At 70.6% G+C, this 17236-nt stretch carries 17 protein-coding genes; 5 read left to right on the forward strand and 12 right to left on the reverse strand.

From position 1 onward, the window contains the following. Positions 1 to 2: 2 nt before the first annotated feature. Positions 3 to 656, reverse strand: coding sequence for an alpha/beta hydrolase-fold protein (locus AB0P18_RS04135; protein WP_363359052.1), 654 nt, complete (start codon positions 654 to 656; stop codon positions 3 to 5). 157 nt (positions 657 to 813) lie between these two features. Between AB0P18_RS04135 and AB0P18_RS04140 the strand changes: the two genes are divergently transcribed. The 4 genes from AB0P18_RS04140 to AB0P18_RS04155 all read left to right on the forward strand — a co-directional run bounded on the left by AB0P18_RS04140 (position 814) and on the right by AB0P18_RS04155 (position 4514). Then, positions 814 to 1503, forward strand: a complete 690-nt coding sequence (locus AB0P18_RS04140; RefSeq protein WP_344051659.1) for an NUDIX hydrolase family protein — start codon at positions 814 to 816, stop codon at positions 1501 to 1503. 144 nt (positions 1504 to 1647) lie between these two features. Then, positions 1648 to 2721 carry a DUF2092 domain-containing protein gene (locus AB0P18_RS04145; RefSeq protein ID WP_363359053.1) on the forward strand — a complete coding sequence of 358 codons (1074 nt, stop codon included), beginning with the start codon at positions 1648 to 1650 and terminating at the stop codon, positions 2719 to 2721. Positions 2722 to 2728: 7 nt separating this feature from the next. After that, on the forward strand, positions 2729 to 3682 hold the full coding sequence (locus AB0P18_RS04150; protein ID WP_363359054.1) for an ABC transporter ATP-binding protein: 954 nt from the start codon (positions 2729 to 2731) through the stop codon (positions 3680 to 3682). Further along, on the forward strand, positions 3669 to 4514 hold the full coding sequence (locus AB0P18_RS04155) for an ABC transporter permease (protein ID WP_363359055.1): 846 nt from the start codon (positions 3669 to 3671) through the stop codon (positions 4512 to 4514). Before AB0P18_RS04150 ends, AB0P18_RS04155 begins: the two co-directional genes overlap by 14 nt. A 13-nt stretch (positions 4515 to 4527) precedes the next feature. Here AB0P18_RS04155 and AB0P18_RS04160 read toward each other — a convergent pair whose 3' ends face one another. Genes AB0P18_RS04160 through AB0P18_RS04175 form a run of 4 tightly spaced genes read right to left on the reverse strand, consistent with a single transcriptional unit; the run spans position 4528 to position 8595 of the window. Beyond that, entirely contained in the window at positions 4528 to 5595 is a 1068-nt protein-coding gene (locus tag AB0P18_RS04160; protein ID WP_363359056.1) for a low specificity L-threonine aldolase, read from the reverse strand. Positions 5596 to 5622: 27 nt separating this feature from the next. Beyond that, positions 5623 to 6459, reverse strand: a complete 837-nt coding sequence (locus AB0P18_RS04165; RefSeq protein ID WP_363359057.1) for a DUF1206 domain-containing protein — start codon at positions 6457 to 6459, stop codon at positions 5623 to 5625. A gap of 44 nt (positions 6460 to 6503) precedes the next feature. Further along, positions 6504 to 7163 carry an SDR family NAD(P)-dependent oxidoreductase gene (locus tag AB0P18_RS04170; RefSeq protein WP_363359058.1) on the reverse strand — a complete coding sequence of 220 codons (660 nt, stop codon included), beginning with the start codon at positions 7161 to 7163 and terminating at the stop codon, positions 6504 to 6506. After that, positions 7156 to 8595 carry a DUF6421 family protein gene (locus AB0P18_RS04175; protein ID WP_344051672.1) on the reverse strand — a complete coding sequence of 480 codons (1440 nt, stop codon included), beginning with the start codon at positions 8593 to 8595 and terminating at the stop codon, positions 7156 to 7158. Before AB0P18_RS04175 ends, AB0P18_RS04170 begins: the two co-directional genes overlap by 8 nt. Before the next feature lie 74 nt (positions 8596 to 8669). Here AB0P18_RS04175 and AB0P18_RS04180 point away from each other — a divergent pair, with 74 nt between their 5' ends. Continuing rightward, positions 8670 to 9113, forward strand: coding sequence for an Lrp/AsnC family transcriptional regulator (locus AB0P18_RS04180; protein ID WP_363359059.1), 444 nt, complete (start codon positions 8670 to 8672; stop codon positions 9111 to 9113). Positions 9114 to 9315: 202 nt separating this feature from the next. On the opposite strand, the gene AB0P18_RS04185 is transcribed toward AB0P18_RS04180, so the two are convergent. The 7 genes from AB0P18_RS04185 to AB0P18_RS04215 form a co-directional block, all read right to left on the reverse strand. Next, positions 9316 to 10851, reverse strand: coding sequence for a CoA-acylating methylmalonate-semialdehyde dehydrogenase (locus AB0P18_RS04185; RefSeq protein WP_363359060.1), 1536 nt, complete (start codon positions 10849 to 10851; stop codon positions 9316 to 9318). Between the two features lie 137 nt (positions 10852 to 10988). Beyond that, positions 10989 to 12287, reverse strand: coding sequence for an aspartate aminotransferase family protein (locus AB0P18_RS04190; protein ID WP_363359061.1), 1299 nt, complete (start codon positions 12285 to 12287; stop codon positions 10989 to 10991). A 71-nt stretch (positions 12288 to 12358) separates the two neighbouring features. Beyond that, complete coding sequence (locus tag AB0P18_RS04195; protein WP_363359062.1) at positions 12359 to 13534, reverse strand: ABC transporter substrate-binding protein; 1176 nt, start codon at positions 13532 to 13534, stop codon at positions 12359 to 12361. 88 nt (positions 13535 to 13622) lie between these two features. After that, a complete protein-coding gene (locus tag AB0P18_RS04200; protein WP_363359063.1) occupies positions 13623 to 14414 on the reverse strand; it encodes an ABC transporter permease subunit in 792 nt (263 codons plus the stop codon). Then, positions 14411 to 15223 (reverse strand): ABC transporter ATP-binding protein, encoded by an 813-nt coding sequence (locus tag AB0P18_RS04205; RefSeq protein ID WP_363359064.1) that lies wholly within the window; start codon positions 15221 to 15223, stop codon positions 14411 to 14413. Before AB0P18_RS04205 ends, AB0P18_RS04200 begins: the two co-directional genes overlap by 4 nt. After that, positions 15220 to 16212: an ABC transporter permease subunit gene (locus AB0P18_RS04210; RefSeq protein ID WP_363359065.1), complete on the reverse strand. Its 993-nt coding sequence runs from the start codon at positions 16210 to 16212 to the stop codon at positions 15220 to 15222. Before AB0P18_RS04210 ends, AB0P18_RS04205 begins: the two co-directional genes overlap by 4 nt. Before the next feature lie 3 nt (positions 16213 to 16215). Continuing rightward, positions 16216 to 17232, reverse strand: a complete 1017-nt coding sequence (locus tag AB0P18_RS04215; RefSeq protein WP_344051688.1) for a TIGR03842 family LLM class F420-dependent oxidoreductase — start codon at positions 17230 to 17232, stop codon at positions 16216 to 16218. Positions 17233 to 17236: the final 4 nt, after the last annotated feature.

Raw genomic sequence — 17236 nt, forward strand, 5'->3', positions numbered from 1 at the left:
GCTCAGTCCTCGGCGGTCTTCGCTTCGAGCTGCTTCTCGAGGAACACCCGCACGTCATCCAGTTCACCCTCGGACACGCTGTGGGTGAGACCCGGGTAGACCCGACCGCTCAGCTCGGCGTGCTCGGGAAGCCACGCGACGGTGTGTTCGACGAGGAACGCGGGGATCACGTCGTCCCGCGTTCCGCGCCCCCAGAACACCGGCGGTCGCCGCTCGGCCAGGGCGGTGTCGCCGGGCAGCTCGCCCGGCGTCACGTAGCCGCTGAGGGTGACGGCGAAGGCGAAGCGCTCGGGCTGCAGGCGCATCGCCTGGAGCGCCACCGCGGCACCCTGCGAGAAGCCGAGGAGGCCGACGTCGACGCCGGGAGCGGTCCCGTCGAGCCAGGCGATGAGTGCGGACGCGGCATCCGTCACGTGCCGGGGGTCCCGGTTCTGCAGTCCTTCGATCGGGTACCAGGAATGGCCGGGCGCCGGGAACGGCGGGGTCAGCGGAGCGCGGACGGCCGCGACCGCGAAAGCGGGCGGCAGATAGGGGACGAGGCCGAACAGGTCGCGCTCGTCGGCGCCGTAGCCGTGCAGGAGCACCAGGAGCGGGCGGCCCGCGCGGTCGGCGGCGTCGGCGGACCAGAGGACGGCGTCGGGGTCGAGATCGGCCATCTGTCCATCTTCTCAGCACGGTCCGACCCGAGTCCGCTTCACAACTCCTGCATTCCGGGCGACGTGCGGCGCGGCATCCGCGGAATTCCGCCGTTCCGCTCACGCCAGGCACCCGGATTGCGGGAGTTGTGCACACCGCCTGAGGTATACAGGAGGCATGCCGGTCAGAACCCCCGACCCCGACCCGAACGATCGCGACGACGAGGGCGTGCCGCGCGATCCGCTCGGCGGCGAGGGCTTCGGCCCCGGCGGCCAGGCCGGGCGCAGCGGGCGTGACGGGCGGCCCCTCGGCGACGGGACGTTCGGCTCGCCGACCCCGAGCAGCGCCGCCAATCCGGGCTGGCTCTCCGAGATCGAGCTGGCTGAGGCGCGGCGGCGACTGCCGATCCTGTACGTGGAGGCGGTGCCGGTGCGCACCGACGGCGTGGGCAATGTCACCGAGGTCGGCATCCTCCTGCGCGCGACGCCGCTCGGCGAGATGACCCGCACGATCGTGAGCGGCCGCGTGCGGTACGGCGAGACGGTGCGCGACGCGCTCTTCCGTCACCTCGAGAACGACCTCGGCCCCATGGCCTTCCCGCTCCTGCCCCCGCAGCCGGTGCCGTTCACGGTCGCGGAGTACTTCCCGATGCCGGGCGTCTCGGCGTTCCACGACGACCGCCAGCACGCGGTCTCTCTCGCGTTCGTCGTGCCGGTGACGGGCACGTGCCAGCCGCGGCAGGACGCGCTCGAGGTGACGTGGATGCCGCCCGCCGAAGCCGCGAGCGATGCGCTGTCGGCCGAGATGGAGGGTGGACGGGGGAGCCTGATCCGCCTCGCGCTGGCGAGCGTCGGCGCTCTGCGCTGACCTGCTGCTCGCGAGAGGGCAGTTCTGGCTGCCGCGTACGGCGTGTCGCCCTACATTCCTGCCCTGTCGCGAGCGGCAGGCGGCGGGCCTGAGTGTTTCCCCCTGACCGGGTCCGGGATGCCGCCACCGGCGTAGCCTGAAGCCATGAGCTCCGAAGCCCGAGTGACACGTCGCCGCGCCCTCACGTGGAGCGCCGCACTCGGCGTGCCGGTGCTGGTCGGAGCGGCGATCCTCGTGCCCGTGGCCGCGAGCGGCGCGGTCGACCTTCCCGACAAGACCCCCGCCGCGCTCATCGCGTTCGCCGCGGACAGCGAGGTCGACGCGCTCAGCGGCACGATCGAGCAGACCTCCGATCTCGGTCTGCCCGACCTCGGCGCGCTGGCTGGGGGAGCGGCATCCGGCGACGAGGCGACCGCGGCGAAGCTCGACGATCTGCTGTCGCTCGTCACCGGATCGCACACCGCGAAGGTGTACCTCGACGGCGCCGACGCGCGTCTGCAGGTGCTGGATCGGCTGGGTGAGCGCAACGTCTACGTCGACGGCGCCGCCGGGACCGCCTGGTTCGTGGACAGCGAGTCGCAGACCGCGACCGCGCTGCCCCTGCCGGACGGCGAGGCGCCGGACGTCGCGCCGACACCCGAAGACATGCTCGACCAGGCGCTCGCGAAGCTCGACGAGAGCACGGAGGTGACCGTCGGGACCGATGGCCGGGTCGCGGGCCGGGACGTGTACGAGCTGATCCTCACGCCGCGCACGGACGACACGCTCGTCGGTGAGCTGCGCTTCGCGATCGACGGCGAGAACGGCGTGGCGCTCTCCGCGTCCGTCACCGCGCGCGGCGCGTCCCAGCCGGCGTGGCAGGTCTCGTTCACGCAGGTGGATTTCACGGCGCCCGACCCGTCGGTGTTCGCTTTCACTCCCGGCGACGGCGTGCAGGTCGAGCAGCTCGCGCTCCCCGACCGTGCCCCGACCGCCCCGGACTCCGACGCACCCCGGCCCACCGTCATCGGCGAGGGCTGGTCGAGTGTGGTCGAGCTGCCGATGGACGCAGGGAAGACTCTGGACGCCGAGCAGCTCGCGCTCCTCGACTCCCTCACGACGCCCGTCGACGGCGGCCGGGTGCTGCAGACCGCGCTCGTGTCGGTGCTGCTGACCGACGACGGCAGGGTGCTCGCCGGCGCGGTCCCCGTCGACGTCCTGGTCGCCGCGGGTCGCTGACGCGTCCGTGAGCGACCTCGCGATCCGCACCGCCGGGCTCACGAAGCGCTTCGGGGCGCAGACGGCCGTCGACGGCCTCGACCTCGCCGTGCCGCGCGGGTCGGTCTTCGGCTTCCTCGGGCCGAACGGCTCGGGCAAGACGACGACGATCCGGATGCTGCTCGGACTGATCCGGCCGAGCGGCGGCGAATCGCACGTCCTCGGCGAACGGATGCCGGCCTCCGGCGACACGGTCCTCCCACGCGTCGGCGCGCTGGTCGAGGGCCCCGCGTTCTCGCCTTTCCTGACCGGAGAGCAGAACCTCCGCCGCTTCGACGCCGCCGACCGCCACTCCGATCCTCGGACGCGGGCCACGCGCGTCGCCGCCGCACTGGACCGTGTGGGCCTCGGTCATGCGGCGCGCAAGAAGGCTCATGCGTACTCGCTCGGCATGAAGCAGCGGCTGGGCCTGGCGAACGCCCTCCTGATGCCGCGCGAGCTGCTCGTGCTGGACGAGCCGACGAACGGGCTCGACCCGCAGGGGACGCGTGAGGTGCGCGCCCTGATCCGCTCGTTCGCCGCCGACGGCACGACCGTGTTCGTCTCCAGTCACCTCCTCGCCGAGGTCGAGCAGCTGTGCAGCCACGTCGGGGTCATGAGCGGCGGGCGCCTGGTCGCGCAGGGGACGCTCGAGGACTTCCGCCGGACGGGTGCGCACCCGCGGGTGCGCGTGAAGACGCCGCAGACGGATGCCGCCGCCGCGGTCCTCGCCCGGCTCGGCGTCGCCGCGGTGGCGCGGGATGCCGCCTCAGATCGGGACGCCGTGACCGGCACCCTGCCGCCGGACGGTCCCGCGCCGGAGGCGATCGTCGCCGCACTCGTCGCGGCCGGAGTGCCGGTACGCGGCTTCGAGGTCGTGGGCGAGAGCCTGGAGCAGCGCTTCGTCGAGCTCACCGGGGAGGGCTTCGATGTCGTCGCGTGAGGAGGTCGTGGCGCGGGGAGGCACTGTGCGCCTGTTCGCGAACGAACTGGCCGCGCAGTTCCGCCGCTGGCGCACGTGGGCGATGCTCGCTGCCCTTGCGCTCATCCCGGTGCTGATCGGCATCGCGGTGCGGCTGGTGGGCGGGTCGAGCCCCGGCCGGGGCCCGGCGTTCCTGGACCAGATCACCGACAACGGACTGTTCGTCGCGCTCGCCGCGCTCACGGTCGCGATCCCGCTGTTCCTGCCGCTCACGGTGAGCGTCGCCGCCGGCGATGCGATCGCGGGGGAGGCGAGCCACGGCACGCTCCGCTACCTCCTGATCGCCCCGGCGGGACGCGCGCGGCTCCTGATCGTGAAGTACCTGTCGGCGGCTGTCTTCTGCCTCGCCGGAACCGTCGCCGTGGTGACGGTCGGGACGATCGTCGGGATGGTGCTCTTTCCGATCGGGCCGGTCACTCTGCTCTCCGGCGCGCAGGTGAGCGTGGGTGAGGGGATCCTCCGCCTCCTCGCCGTCGCCGCGTACGTCGCGGTCTCGCTTCTCGGGCTCGCCGCGATCGGGCTGTTCTTCTCGACGCTGACGAACGTCCCGATCGGGGCGATGGCGGCCACGGCGATCCTCGCGGTCACGGCGCAGATCGTCGGCGCGATCCCGCAGCTGGACGCGCTGCATCCGTGGCTCTTCACCGATCGATGGCTGGACTTCGGCGATCTGCTGCGCGCCCCGATCGTGTGGGACTCGTTCGGCGCGAACGCCGTTCTGCAGGGCGGCTACATCCTGGTGTTCGGTGCCGCCGCGCTCGCGCGTTTCCTCACGCGCGACGTGCTGTCCTGACCCTGGCGGCAGGTCAGGCGGCGGTCTCGCGCGCGATCGCGGCGATGAAGGCGTCGATGTCCTGCTCGGTCGTGTCGAACGAGCACATCCACCGCACCTCGTTCTTGGACGCGTCCCAGTCATAGAAGCGGAAGGACTCCCGCAACCGGTCGGCCACACCGTCGGGCAGAGTCGCGAACACGCCGTTCGCCTCGGTCGGCTGCGTGAACTCCACGCCGCGGATCGACCCGTCGGCGAGGCCGGCCTCCACCCCCGCACGTAGACGTGCGGCCATCGCGTTCGAGTGCGACGCGTTGCGCAGCCACAGGTCGCCCTCCAGCAGCGCGATCAGCTGCGCCGAGACGAACCGCATTTTGGACGAGAGCTGCATGTTGAGCTTGCGCAGGAACGTGAGCCCCGCCGACGCGTCCGGGTCGAGAACAACGATCGCCTCGCCGAGCATCGCACCGTTCTTCGTGCCGCCGAAGCTCAGCACGTCCACCCCGACGTCGCGCGTGAACGCGCGGAAGGGCGCACCGAGGGACGCCGCCGCGTTCGAGATGCGCGCGCCGTCCAGGTGCAGCTTCATCCCGAGCGCGTGCGTGTGGTCGGCGATCGCGCGGATCTCATCGATCGAGTACAGCGTGCCGAGCTCGGTGGACTGGGTGATCGAGACCACGAGCGGCTGCGCGCGGTGCTCGTCGCCCCAGCCCCAGGCCTCGCGGTCGATGAGCTCGGGGGTGAGCTTGCCGTCGTCGGTCGGCACCGTCAGGAGCTTGATGCCGGCGACCCGTTCGGGGGCGCCGCCCTCGTCGACGTTGATGTGCGCGGTGGAGGCGGCGATGACGGCGCCCCACCGCGGTAGCATCGACTGCAGTCCGACGACGTTCGCGCCGGTGCCGTTGAAGACCGGGAAGGCCTCGACGCCGTCGCCGAAGTGCCCCGCGAAGACCTCCTGCAGGCGGGCGGTGTACGCGTCCTCGCCGTAGGCCACCTGGTGGCCGTCGTTCGCCGCGGCGATCGCCTGGATCACTTCGGGGTGGATGCCGGAGTAGTTGTCGGACGCGAAGCCGCGCAGGGCGGTGTCATGGAGCGGGGTCACCGCTCCATTCTCCCACATCGCGCCGCGTCACATCTTGGCGTAGCGGGCCCGCGCGAAGCAGAACAGGCCGTACAGCACGAGGCCCGCGCCGACGACCCACAGGATCACCGGCCCGAACGGAAGACCGGCCAGGGCGTGCAGCGCGGCATCCAATCCGCCGGCCTGGGCGGGGTCGTGTGCGATCGCGGCGATCACGAACAGCACGCCGGTCACGGCGACCGCGATGCCCTTCGCGACGTAGCCGACGACGCCGAAGATCACGATGCCCTGCCGGGCTCCCTTCTTCGCCGCCGCGGCCGCTTCGCTCTCGGCCGCGGTCGAAGGAAGGTCCAGGTTCTTCCTGAAGGCCTGAGTGATGCCGCGATAGATGAACGCGATGCCGATACCGCCGACGATCAGCCCGACGAGCACGAGAAGGACGACGCCGGCGGGTGTGGCGAGCAGCTGCGCGCTCATGGTCTGCGACGACTCGGACGAGTCCGACTGGCCGCCCACCGCGTACACGAGCGCGGTGATCGCGATCGCGATGTAGGCCACGGCCGTGCCGATGTACTTGACCCGGTAACCCCACTTCTTCTTCGTGTCGGGGTTGCGCTCCAGGAACGCCTCGGCGATCTGCCAGATCGCGAGGGCGGACAGGCCCAGGAAGATGGCCCAGAGCAGGGCGATTCCGGCGGGCGAGTTGCGGATCTGCTCCATCGCGCCGCCCTGATCCGCCTCTCCGCTCCCGCCGGTGGCGACGGCGATGGCGATCAGGCCGATCACGATGTGGACGATGCCCAGGACGACGTAGCCGATCCGGGCGATCGTGCGGAAAACGGTGGAATCTTGCGCCGCTCGGGCAGCGGCTTGGGGACCGGTCATACGCGAATGCTAGCGATCCGGGGATACCCCGCGGGAGTACTTGACTACAGGGTGATGATCGTGCCGTTCACGGATGCCGCATCCTCGGCCCACAGTGCGGTGAAGCGTGCCGCGAGTTCGGCTTCCAGGCCCTCGAGGCTCTTCACCCGGAAGACCGTCGCCGCTGCGGTGAGCGGGGCGCCGGCATCCCTCGCCGCCTTCGCGAAGCCCTGCGCGACCGCGCGCGTCCACGCCTCGCTCGCGGCCTTCACCGCCGCGTAGTTCGCTCCGCCCGCGAGGGGCTTGTCCACTGCGGTCGAGGAGACGATCGCCAGGCGCGCGCGGTCGGCGGCTCTCAGATCAGCGTCGAACTCCCGCGACACCACCCGCAGCGCGGTGAACGACAGTTCGAGGAACCGGTAGTCCGCCTCGCTCTGCCCGGCCAGGCCTCCGCCGCCTCGCCAGCCGCCGACGAGGTGCAGCACGCCGTCCACCGCGCCGACGCGATCGTGCAGGGCGTGCACGGCGGCTTCGTCGGTGAGGTCGGCGACCTGGACCCGGATGCCGCGCACGGCCTGAGCGAGTTCGGCCAGCCGGTCCTCGTCTCGGCCGACCGCGACGACCCGCGCCCCGGCCTCGGCGAGGGCGCGAGCCGCCGCCAGGCCGCTCGCGCTGGTCGCGCCGGCGATGAGCACGACGCGACCGGCGACGGGGTTCTCAGACATCGGTCGCGCGGATGCCGACGGTCGAGGAGATCACCGGGCGCATCTTCTTCTCGAGCGCCTCGAAGAACATCGACAGCGGGAACTCGTCGTCCAGCACTTCGTCCGTGTAGCCCTTCGCGGGACCGGCGAGGATCTCGCGCGGGAGTCCCTGTGCCCACACCGACGCCGGGTGCGGGGTGAGGGTGCCGCGCACCAGCTCGTACGCGGCGAGCCAGTGCGCCATCTTCGGACGGTCGATCGAGCGCCAGTAGAGCTCGTCGATCGCGTCACCGAGTTCGACCACGGCCGCGGGCACGGCATCCCAGTCGAAGGCGAGCGACGTGTCGGTCCAGTGCAGCACGCCGCGCTGGTGCAGCCACGCGAACAGCAGCTGACCGCCGACCGCGTCGTAGTTGCGCACGCGCGTGCCGGTGATGGCGAAGCGGAAGATGCGGTCGAAGATCACCGCGTACTGCACGAGCCCGGCGTGCTCGAGCATCTCGTGCTCGGCATCCGTCAGGCTCGCGCCGGAGTCGCGTCGCTCGCTCAGGCGCTTCTGGATCGACACGCACTCGCGGAACGCGGTGAGGTCGCAGCGCATCTCCTCGAGCGAGTACAGGAAGAACGGCATCCGCTGCTTGATCATGAACGGATCGAACGGCAGGTCGCCGCGCATGTGCGTGCGGTCGTGGATGATGTCCCACATCACGAACGTCTTCTCGGTGAGCCGCTGGTCATCCAGCATGGCGGCGGCATCGGCCGGAAGGTCGAGCTTGGTGATGTCGGCGGCGGCGCGCACGACGCGGCGATAGCGCGCGGCTTCGCGGTCCTGGAAGATCGCGCCCCACGTGAAGGTCGGGATCTCGCGCATCGCGACCGTCTCCGGGAACAGCACCGCGCTGTTCGTGTCGTAGCCGGGCGTGAAGTCGATCAGGCGCAGGCTCACGAACAGCCGGTTGACGTACTCGGTCTCCAGCTGAGCGATGAACTCCGGCCAGATGACTTCGACGAGCAGCGCCTCGACGAAGCGGTTGCGCGAGCCGTTCTGCGTGTACATCGGGAAGACGACGAGATGACGGATGCCGTCCTCCCGGTGCAGCTGCGGCTGGAAGGCCACGAGCGAGTCGTAGAAGTCGGGCACGCCGAAGCCCCCGTCGACCCAGCGCTGGAAGTCGTGCACGTTCGCGGCGAGGTAGTCCGCATCGTGCGGGAAGAGCGGTGCGAGTGCGCGGATCGAGTCGATGATCGCCTCGACGTGGCCGCGTGCGTCGGCGTGGTCGCTGCTCTCGGGAACGGAGCCGTCCTGGGCCTGGATCGCCTGCAGGGCGATCGCGGCGTCCTTGAGGGTGCGCCACGCGGCGGTGCGCTCGGCGGAAGTCGCGTCCTCGACGACCTCGGGTTCGCCGACGACGGCCTGGAGCGCACCTGCGGGGTGGGTCTGGCTGAGGGACATGGAAACCTCCGATCGTAAGAGAACGCCGGAAATATTCCGGCTCCCGGTGACTATCCCCGGTATTCTTCCATGTCATGGATGACCGTGTCGACCTCGCGATCCTCGCCGAGGTCTCCCGCGACCCCCGCGCGACCCTCGCTCAGCTCTCCGAGCGCGTCGGGCTCGGGGTTTCCGCCGTGCAGGCGCGCCTCCGTCGGCTGGAGAGCGAGGGAACGATCGCCGGATACCGCGCGGTGCTCGACCCGGAGGCGGTCGGGCGCCCGCTCTCGGCGTTCATCGAGATCACGCCGCTCGATCCGTCGCAGCCCGACAACGCGCCCGAGCTCCTCGAGCACCTGAGCGAGATCGAGGCGTGCCACTCGATCGCCGGCGACGCGGCGTACATCCTGTTCGTGCGGGTCGCGGGACCGAGGGACCTGGAAGCCCTCATCCGCGAGATCCGGCTCTCGGCATCCGTCAGCACGCGCACCACGGTCGTGCTGCAGACGTTCTACGAGAACCGTCCGATCGCGCTCTGACCGCCGGGCCGCCCCGACTCCCGCCGCCCCGGTGGTCCCTCTCCCGCCGAGATGGTCCCTTTCCCGCCGAGATGGTCCCTTTTCCGCCGACATGGTGTGCACCATTTCGGCGGAGAACCCACCATTTCGGCGGAAAACCCACCATTTCGGCGGAGAACCCACCATTTCGGCGGAGGGGCAGGGGAGGGCCGGGACGCCGGGCTCAGGTGTGCTGCGGGAAGCCCAGGTTCAGACCGCCGTGCGACGGGTCGAGCCAGCGGCTCGTCACGGCCTTCTCCTGCGTGAAGAAGTCGAACCCGTGCGGGCCATAGGCCTTCGCATCGCCGAACAGGCTCGCCTTCCAGCCGCCGAACGAGTGGTAGGCCACCGGCACCGGGATCGGCACGTTGATGCCGACCATGCCGACCTGCACTTCGCGCTGGAAGCGCCGCGCGGCGCCGCCGTCGTTCGTGAAGATCGCGGTGCCGTTCCCGTAGCGACCGGCGTTGATGATGCCGAGGCCCTCTTCGTAGCCGTCCACCCGCACGACGGAGAGCACGGGGCCGAAGATCTCGTCGGTGTACACGGTCGACGACGTCGGAACCCGGTCGATCAGGGTCGGGCCGAGCCAGAAGCCGTTCGGGTCGCCGTCGACCTCGACGTCGCGGCCGTCGACGACCACGGACGCACCGTCGGATGCCGCCACGTCGATGTACGAGGCGACCTTGTCGCGGTGCACCTCCGTGATGAGCGGGCCCATGTCGCAGCCGCGCGTTCCGTCGCCGGTGCGCAGCGTCCCCATCCGCTCGGAGACCTTCGCCACGAACGCGTCGGCGACGGAGTCGACCGCGAGCACGACCGAGATCGCCATGCAGCGCTCACCGGCCGAACCGAAGCCCGCGTTGACCGCGGCGTCGGCGGCGAGATCGAGGTCGGCATCCGGAAGCACGAGCATGTGGTTCTTGGCCCCACCGAGCGCCTGCACGCGCTTGCCGTGCGAGGTCGCGGTCTCGTAGACGTACTTCGCGATCGGCGTCGAGCCGACGAACGAGATCGCCCGCACGTCGGGGTGCTCGAGCAGCGCGTCGACGGACTCCTTGTCGCCGTGCACGACGTTGAGGACGCCGTCGGGCAGGCCCGCCTCCTTCAGCAGAGCGGCCATCCAGTTCGCGGCGCTCGGGTCCTTCTCGGAGGGCTTGAGGATCACGGCGTTGCCGGCGGCCAGCGCGATCGAGAAGAACCACAGCGGCACCATCGCCGGGAAGTTGAACGGGCTGATGATCCCGACGACGCCGAGGGGCTGCTTGAGCGTGTAGACGTCCACGCCGGTCGAGACGTTCTCGGAGTAGGCGCCCTTCGTGAGGTGACCGAGTCCGCACGCGAACTCGACGACCTCCATGCCGCGGGCGATCTCGCCGAGCGCGTCGGAGATGACCTTGCCGTGCTCGGCGGTGAGGATCTCGGCGAGTTCCTGCTTGCGCTCGTTCAGCAGCTCACGGAAGGCGAACATCACGGTCTGGCGCTTCGCGATCGACGCGTCGCGCCACTGCGCCCACGCCGCGTTCGCCGAGGCGACGGCGTGGTCGACGTCGGCGGTCGAGGCCAGCCGCACCTCGCGCTGCACGCGACCGAGCGCGGGGTTGAACACCGGCGCGGTGCGGGCGGAGGCGCCGCTCCAGGGGGCGCCGTCGACCCAGTGGTCGAGGACGGCGGTGGTGGCGGACGGCGTCTCTTCGGTGAGGGTTGCCGAGTCGGTCATGGTCTCTTCTCTCTGTCGGAGCCTCGTGGGCACGTGTCTTCCAGCGTAGGTCGCGGCACTGCTCCCCGCGAGAGGGCAGAAATGGCTGCCGTCACCGGCGTGTCGCCCTACATATCTGCCCTCTCGCGAAGGAGCAGTCAGCGCACGGCGAGGAGGGCCTCGTCGTAGATCGCGAGGGCGCGGGCGACCTCGTCGTCGGTCACCACGCACGGCGGCACGACATGGATGCGGTTGTCGGCCGAGAACGGCAGGAGCCCTCGGGCGAGGAGCTCTTTCTTCAGCTGCCCGATCAGCGCCGGAGCGACGGGCTCGCGGGTCCCGCGGTCGGCGACGAGCTCGAGCGCCCAGAAGACCCCCTCGCCGCGGACCTCGCCGATGAGCGGATGCTTCTCCTGCAGCTCCGCCAGCCCGGGCGCGAGCGCCTCGGCGCCCACGCGGCGGGCGTTCTCGACGATGCCTTCGGACTCCATCGCGTCGAGGGCGCCGATGATGGATGCCGCCGCCAGCGGGTGACCGCTGTAGGTCAGGCCGCCGGGGAACACGTTCTCGTCGAAGTCCGCGGCGATCTCGGCCGAGATCGCGACGCCGCCGACCGGCACGTACCCGGAGTTCACGCCCTTCGCGAACGTGATGAGGTCGGGGACGACGTCGTAGCCCTCGAACGCGAACCAGCGCCCCGTGCGCCCGAAGCCGCACATGACCTCGTCGAGGATCAGCACGATGTCGTACTTGTCAGCCAGGGCGCGGACACCGGCGAGGTACCCCGGCGGCGGGATCATGATGCCCGCCGTCCCGGGCACGGTCTCGAGCAGGATCGCCGCGATCGTCGCCGGGCCCTCCGACTGGATCACGCGCTCGAGGTGGTGCAGGGCGCGCGCCGACTCCTCCTCGGGCGTGCTCGCCCAGAATTCGCTGCGGTAGAGGTAGGGGCCGAAGAAGTGGACGTGTCCGCGGGCGTACTGGTTCGGCATCCGGCGCCAGTCGCCCGTCGCGACGATCGCCGCCCCCGTGTTGCCGTGATACGACCGGTAGGTCGAGAGCACCGTGTCGCGACCGGTGTGCAGGCGCGCCATGCGGATCGCGTTCTCGTTCGCGTCGGCGCCGCCGTTCGTGAAGAACACTTTCGAGAACGGCTCGCCCGCGCGCGCGAGGATGCGCTCGGCGGCCTCGCCGCGCGTCAGGTTCGCGGCGGCCGGGGCGACGGTGGCGAGCGTCGCGGCCTGATCCTGAATCGCCTTCACCACCGCCGGATGCTGATGGCCGATGTTCACGTTGACGAGCTGGCTCGAGAAATCCAGGTAGCGGTTGCCCTCGAAGTCCCAGACCTCGGATCCGGAGCCGCCCGCGATCACGAGCGGATCTAGCGCCGCCTGCGCCGACCAGGAGTGGAAGACGTACTGCCGGTCGAGGTCGTGCGCGCGCTGGTTGGTGCTCATATGCGGTTCCTTGCCGTCGGGTGTTCAGGGGTCGGGCGGCCCGCTCGCGCGGGCCGCCCGACCGGGGAGTGCTACTGGCCGCCCTCGGTGAGGACCACGTCGATGGGGGTGTACTCGCCACCCACCTCGACGCCCTCGTCCTTGAGTTCTGCCAGCGCCTTCTCGATGTACTCGTTCGAGTATGCCGATTCGGCGGGCTCCGTGGTGATGAGCTCGATGCCGTCCTGGTTCTTCGCCGACAGGGCGCCGGCGACCGTCTTGTCCCACGCGGCCTTGTCGACCAGACCGAAGTCGCCGCCGGCCCAGATGAGCTTGTTGACCTCGTTCATCTGCCACAGCTGGTGCACGGGTCCGACCGGGAAGGCGGCTTCGGCGTTGATCGCGGCGTCGTACGTGATCTGGGCGGCTTCCTCGGGGTTGTCCCGGGCGAAGATCCAGCCCTTCGTCACGGCCTTGAGGAACCGCACGGCGGCATCCGCGTATGCCGGGTCGTCCGCCAGGCGCTGGGTGTCGGCCCAGATCGCGTCCTGCAGCATCGCGCCGTCGGTGTCCTCGTAGCTGATGACGTCGAAGTCCTCCGGCTGGTACAGCTCGCCGGTCTCGGGGTTGACCACCTCGAGGATCTGGGCCCACTCGTTGTAGGTCATCGCCTGCGCGGCATCGACATCGCGGTCCAGCAGGGCGTTCATCGAGAAGTCCTGCGTCGTGATCGATGCGGTGCTCGCGTCGAGGTCTTCCGCGGCCATCGCCGCGAAGATCTCCCACTCGTTGCCGAAACCCCACGAGCCGATGCGCTTGCCTTCGAAGTCGGCGACGGATTCGATGCCGTCGCCGGCCCACGAGACCTGCAGCGTGCCGGACTTCTGGTACACCTGCGCGATGTCGGTGAGCTCGACGCCGGTGGCCTCGAGGGTGCCCAGCACCTTCGGGACCCAGGCGATCGCGAAGTCGACGTCGCCGGCTACCAGGGCGTCCTGCGGCACGATGTCGCCGCCGGAGGGGAGGATCTCGACCGAGTCGAAGCCCTCCTCCTCGAAGTAGCCCTGGTCCAGCGCCACGTAGTACCCCGCGAACTGCGCCTGCGGCAGCCACTGCAGCTGCAGGCTGATCTCGGTGAGCGGTTCGAAGTCGGCCGATCCACCGTCGGAGGTGTCGGGGGCGGCGGAGCCGGAGCATCCCGCGAGGGCGAGGGCGGTGACGACACCGGCGGAGGCGACCGCGAGGCCGCGTCTGGTGTTGCTTCTCATACTGTGTTCCTTTCGGGTTCGGTGGTGCAGGTCGTGCAGGTGGTGCGGTGGTGCTGCCTTTCCGTGGTGCAGGTGGTGCGGTCGGCCGTCACACCGACGAGTGCCGCGTCACGAGACGCTCCAGGAGCGACGTGACGAGGAAGAACACGAGGCCGATCAGGATGCCGCCCACGACGTACGCCCACGCGAGGGCCGCGCGGCCCGACTTCGCGTAGGTCGCGATCGCGGTGCCGATGCCGTCGGCGGGGCCCCCGAAGTACTCCGCGACGAGCGCCGCGATCACGGCGAGCGACGCGGCGATGCGGATGCCGGTCATCAGGTACGGCAGCGCGGTGGGCAGCGTCAGCAGGCGGAACGTCTGCGCCGGGGTCGCCGCGGCGGCCCGCAGCACGTCGCGGTGCACCGGTCGGGTCTGGCGCAGCCCCCGGAGCACGTTCACGAACACCGGGATGAACGCGGCGATCGTGGCGACCGCGATGCGCCCGAATTGACTGGACGCCCCGAACATCGTGTTCAGGATCGGGGTGATCGCCACGATCGGGATCACCGCCAGCGCGGCGACGAGGGGGGTCAGCATCCCGTCCACGGGTCGGGCGGCGGCGGCAAGGCCCGCCAGGAACAGCGCGAGGAGGGAGCCGACGACGAGACCGATCAGGGCGTTCGTCGCGGTGATGAGCATGTCCTGGAAGATGATGTCCCAGCGCAGCACGAGCTCCGCGCCGATCGCGACCGGGCTCGGCAGCATGCGCGGTGCGGCGGCGAACACGTCGACGTACAGGATCCACAGCGCGAGCATCAGGACGCCGACGACGATCGGCGCGACGACCCGGAGCCAGCCGGGCAGCTCCCGCTCGCCGATCGGCGCCCGCACCGTGCTCATCGTTCGTTCGCCCGCTCGATCGGCGCCCCGTGCAGCGCTTCGCGGACGGCCGTGACTCGCTCGAAGTACGCAGGGGATTCACGCAGGCCCTCGTCGCGCATCTCGCCGAGGTCGGTGACGATCACGTCCGTGATGCGGCCGGGACGCGGGCTCATCACGACGACCCGGTCCGAGAGGAAGACCGCCTCCGGAATCGAGTGCGTGACGAAGACGACGGCGGCGCCGGTCTCGGCGGTGATGCGGGTCAGCTCGCTCTGCAGGTACTCGCGGGTCATCTCATCCAGCGCGCCGAAGGGCTCGTCCATCAGGAGCAGCCGCGGCCGGGTCGCCAGGGCACGCGCGATCGCGACGCGCTGCTGCATCCCGCCCGAGAGCTGGTCGGGATATCGGTCGGTGAACTCGGTGAGCCCGACGAGCTCCGCGAGTTCGGCGACGCGCGCCGTCCGCTCGGGGCGGCCGGTGCCGTTCAGCTCGAGGGGAAGGGAGATGTTGGCGCCGACGGTCCGCCAGGGGAGGAGCCCAGACTGCTGGAACGCGATCCCGTAGTCCTGGTCGATCCGCGCCTTCCGGGCGGGCTTGCCGAAGATCTCGAGCGTGCCGCTCGTGGCCTGGTCGAGGTCCGCGATCAGGCGCAGGAGCGTGGATTTGCCGCATCCGGACGGACCGATCAGCGAAACGAACTCGCCCGCCGCGACGTCGAGGTCGGCGCCGGCGAGGGCCGTGACATCGCCGCCTTTCGTCGGGAAGATCTTGCCGACACCGGTGGCGCGCACCGCGAGTTCGGGGGCCTTCGGGCTCGAGTCCGTCATGCGGTGGCTTCTCCTCGTCGGTAGTTGCGCAGCCAGAGGCCGATGAGCGCGACCGAGCCGGCGGCGACGAGGCCGAGCGCAATCGCTCCGAAGGTCGGGCCCCAGGGGGCGGCGGGGTCGCTGGAGGCCTGCCCCGCGAGCTGGATGAGCATGCGTCCGATGCCGCCGCGCATGCCGATCGAGACCTCGGCGACGACGGCGCCGAGCACGGCGTTCGCCGCGGCGAGGCGGAGCGCGGGCAGCAGGTACGGCACGGCGGCGGGAAGGCGCAGGCGCAGGAGGGTGGGCCAGTATCCCGCCGCGTACGTGCGCATGAGGTCGACGTGGATGCGGTCGGGGGCGGCCAGCCCGCGCAGGACGCCGATCGCCACCGGGAAGAACGCGAGGTAGGACGCGATCACCGCGACCGAGAGCCACTGCGGCCAGGGCGTGCCACCGCGGTCGATCTGGTTGCCGATCGCGTTGATCACGGGTGCGAACGCGATGAGCGGGACGATCTGACTCACGACGATCCAGGGGAGGAGCCCCCACTCCACGAGCCGCCAGCGCTGCATCGCCAGGCCGAGGAGCGCGCCGACGGCGACGCCGATGAGCCAGCCGACCGCGGCGATCCCGAGGGTGACGAGGGCCGCCGAGGCGACCGAGACCCACAGCGGCGGGGTGTCGCCGCCGCTCGTCGGGGCGAACAGGCGCGCGACCATGTCCCAGATGTGCGGCATCGCGCGGTCGTGCGTCCGCGGCAGGATCATGACGCCCGAGCCCGAGGCGCCGGTCCCGCCGATCACGACCCCCTCGGGGGGCCCCAGGAACTTGTACAGCTCCCACAGCAGCAGCACCGCGACGACGCCGACCACGCCCCAGCCGACCGCGTACCAGCGCTGCGGCCCCGACCCCACGCGATACCGCGCGAGCCCCTTCCGCTGAGACGCCATCTGGGCGTCGAGACCGTGGGTATCCCCCGCGGTCTCGACCTGCAGTTGTCGTTTCACGGACTAGGACTTCGCGGTCACGTGCTCGGAGAGCGCCGGGATCACGGTTTCGCCGTAGACCCGCATCGTCTCCTCCTTGTTGTCGTGCTGGAGGTAGCCGGCGAACTGCGTGACCCCGATCTCACGCAGCTTCTGCAGCTTCGCGATGTGCTCCTCGGCGGTGCCGAGGATGCAGAACCGGTCGACGATCTCGTCGGGCACGAAGTCGACGTGGTCGTTGTCGGCCTTGCCGTGCGTGTTGTAGTCGTAGCCCGTCCGTCCGGCGATGTAGTCCGTGAGCGCCTCGGGGACGTCCCCGTGGTGGCCGTACTTCGCGACGATATCGGCGACGTGGTTGCCGACCATGCCGCCGAACCACCGGCACTGGTCGCGCATGTGCGCCACGTCCGTGCCGATGTACATCGGCGCGGCCACGCAGAACGCGATCGAGTCGGGGTCGCGGCCGACGTTGGCCGCGGCATCCCGCACCGTCTTGATCATCCACGCGGCGATGTCGAGGTCGGCCAACTGCAGGATGAACCCGTCCCCCACCTCGCCGGTGAGCTTGAGCGCGAGCGGTCCGTACGCCGCGACCCACACCTCGAGCTCGGACCCGCGGCTCCACGGGAACTGCAGCGTCGCGCCGTGGTACTCCACCGGCCGGGAGTTGCCGAGCTCCCGGATCACGTGGATCGACTCGCGCAGCTCGCTCATCGACACCGGCTTGCCGTTCGTGACCCGAACGGCCGAGTCGCCGCGGCCGATCCCGCAGATCGTGCGGTTGCCGTACATCTCGTTGAGCGTGGCGAAGACGGATGCCGTGACGGTCCAGTCGCGGGTCGCCGGGTTCGTCACGAACGGGCCGACCGTCACGCGCTTGGTCTCCGCGAGGATCGCGGAGTGGATCACGTACGGCTCCTGCCAGAGCAGGTGCGAGTCGAACGTCCACACGTGGCTGAAGCCGTGCGCCTCGGCGAGCTTCGCGAGCTGCACGGTGCGTGCGGCGGGCGGGTTGGTCTGCAGGACGACTCCGAAATCCATGGCT

It is taken from the genome of Microbacterium sp. NPDC064584, from assembly GCF_040687315.1.
GTDB lineage: Bacteria > Actinomycetota > Actinomycetes > Actinomycetales > Microbacteriaceae > Microbacterium > Microbacterium lacus.

What these genes read in the sequence shown, in the direction of transcription:
- AB0P18_RS04135 (WP_363359052.1), bottom strand. Translation starts at nt 656, where the DNA reads ATGGCCGATCTCGACCCCGACGCCGTCCTCTGGTCCGCCGACGCCGCC.
- AB0P18_RS04140 (WP_344051659.1), top strand. Translation starts at nt 814, where the DNA reads ATGCCGGTCAGAACCCCCGACCCCGACCCGAACGATCGCGACGACGAG.
- AB0P18_RS04145 (WP_363359053.1), top strand. Translation starts at nt 1,648, where the DNA reads ATGAGCTCCGAAGCCCGAGTGACACGTCGCCGCGCCCTCACGTGGAGC.
- AB0P18_RS04155 (WP_363359055.1), top strand. Translation starts at nt 3,669, where the DNA reads ATGTCGTCGCGTGAGGAGGTCGTGGCGCGGGGAGGCACTGTGCGCCTG.
- AB0P18_RS04165 (WP_363359057.1), bottom strand. Translation starts at nt 6,459, where the DNA reads ATGACCGGTCCCCAAGCCGCTGCCCGAGCGGCGCAAGATTCCACCGTT.
- AB0P18_RS04170 (WP_363359058.1), bottom strand. Translation starts at nt 7,163, where the DNA reads ATGTCTGAGAACCCCGTCGCCGGTCGCGTCGTGCTCATCGCCGGCGCG.
- AB0P18_RS04175 (WP_344051672.1), bottom strand. Translation starts at nt 8,595, where the DNA reads ATGTCCCTCAGCCAGACCCACCCCGCAGGTGCGCTCCAGGCCGTCGTC.
- AB0P18_RS04180 (WP_363359059.1), top strand. Translation starts at nt 8,670, where the DNA reads ATGGATGACCGTGTCGACCTCGCGATCCTCGCCGAGGTCTCCCGCGAC.
- AB0P18_RS04185 (WP_363359060.1), bottom strand. Translation starts at nt 10,851, where the DNA reads ATGACCGACTCGGCAACCCTCACCGAAGAGACGCCGTCCGCCACCACC.
- AB0P18_RS04190 (WP_363359061.1), bottom strand. Translation starts at nt 12,287, where the DNA reads ATGAGCACCAACCAGCGCGCGCACGACCTCGACCGGCAGTACGTCTTC.
- AB0P18_RS04195 (WP_363359062.1), bottom strand. Translation starts at nt 13,534, where the DNA reads ATGAGAAGCAACACCAGACGCGGCCTCGCGGTCGCCTCCGCCGGTGTC.
- AB0P18_RS04200 (WP_363359063.1), bottom strand. Translation starts at nt 14,414, where the DNA reads ATGAGCACGGTGCGGGCGCCGATCGGCGAGCGGGAGCTGCCCGGCTGG.
- AB0P18_RS04205 (WP_363359064.1), bottom strand. Translation starts at nt 15,223, where the DNA reads ATGACGGACTCGAGCCCGAAGGCCCCCGAACTCGCGGTGCGCGCCACC.
- AB0P18_RS04215 (WP_344051688.1), bottom strand. Translation starts at nt 17,232, where the DNA reads ATGGATTTCGGAGTCGTCCTGCAGACCAACCCGCCCGCCGCACGCACC.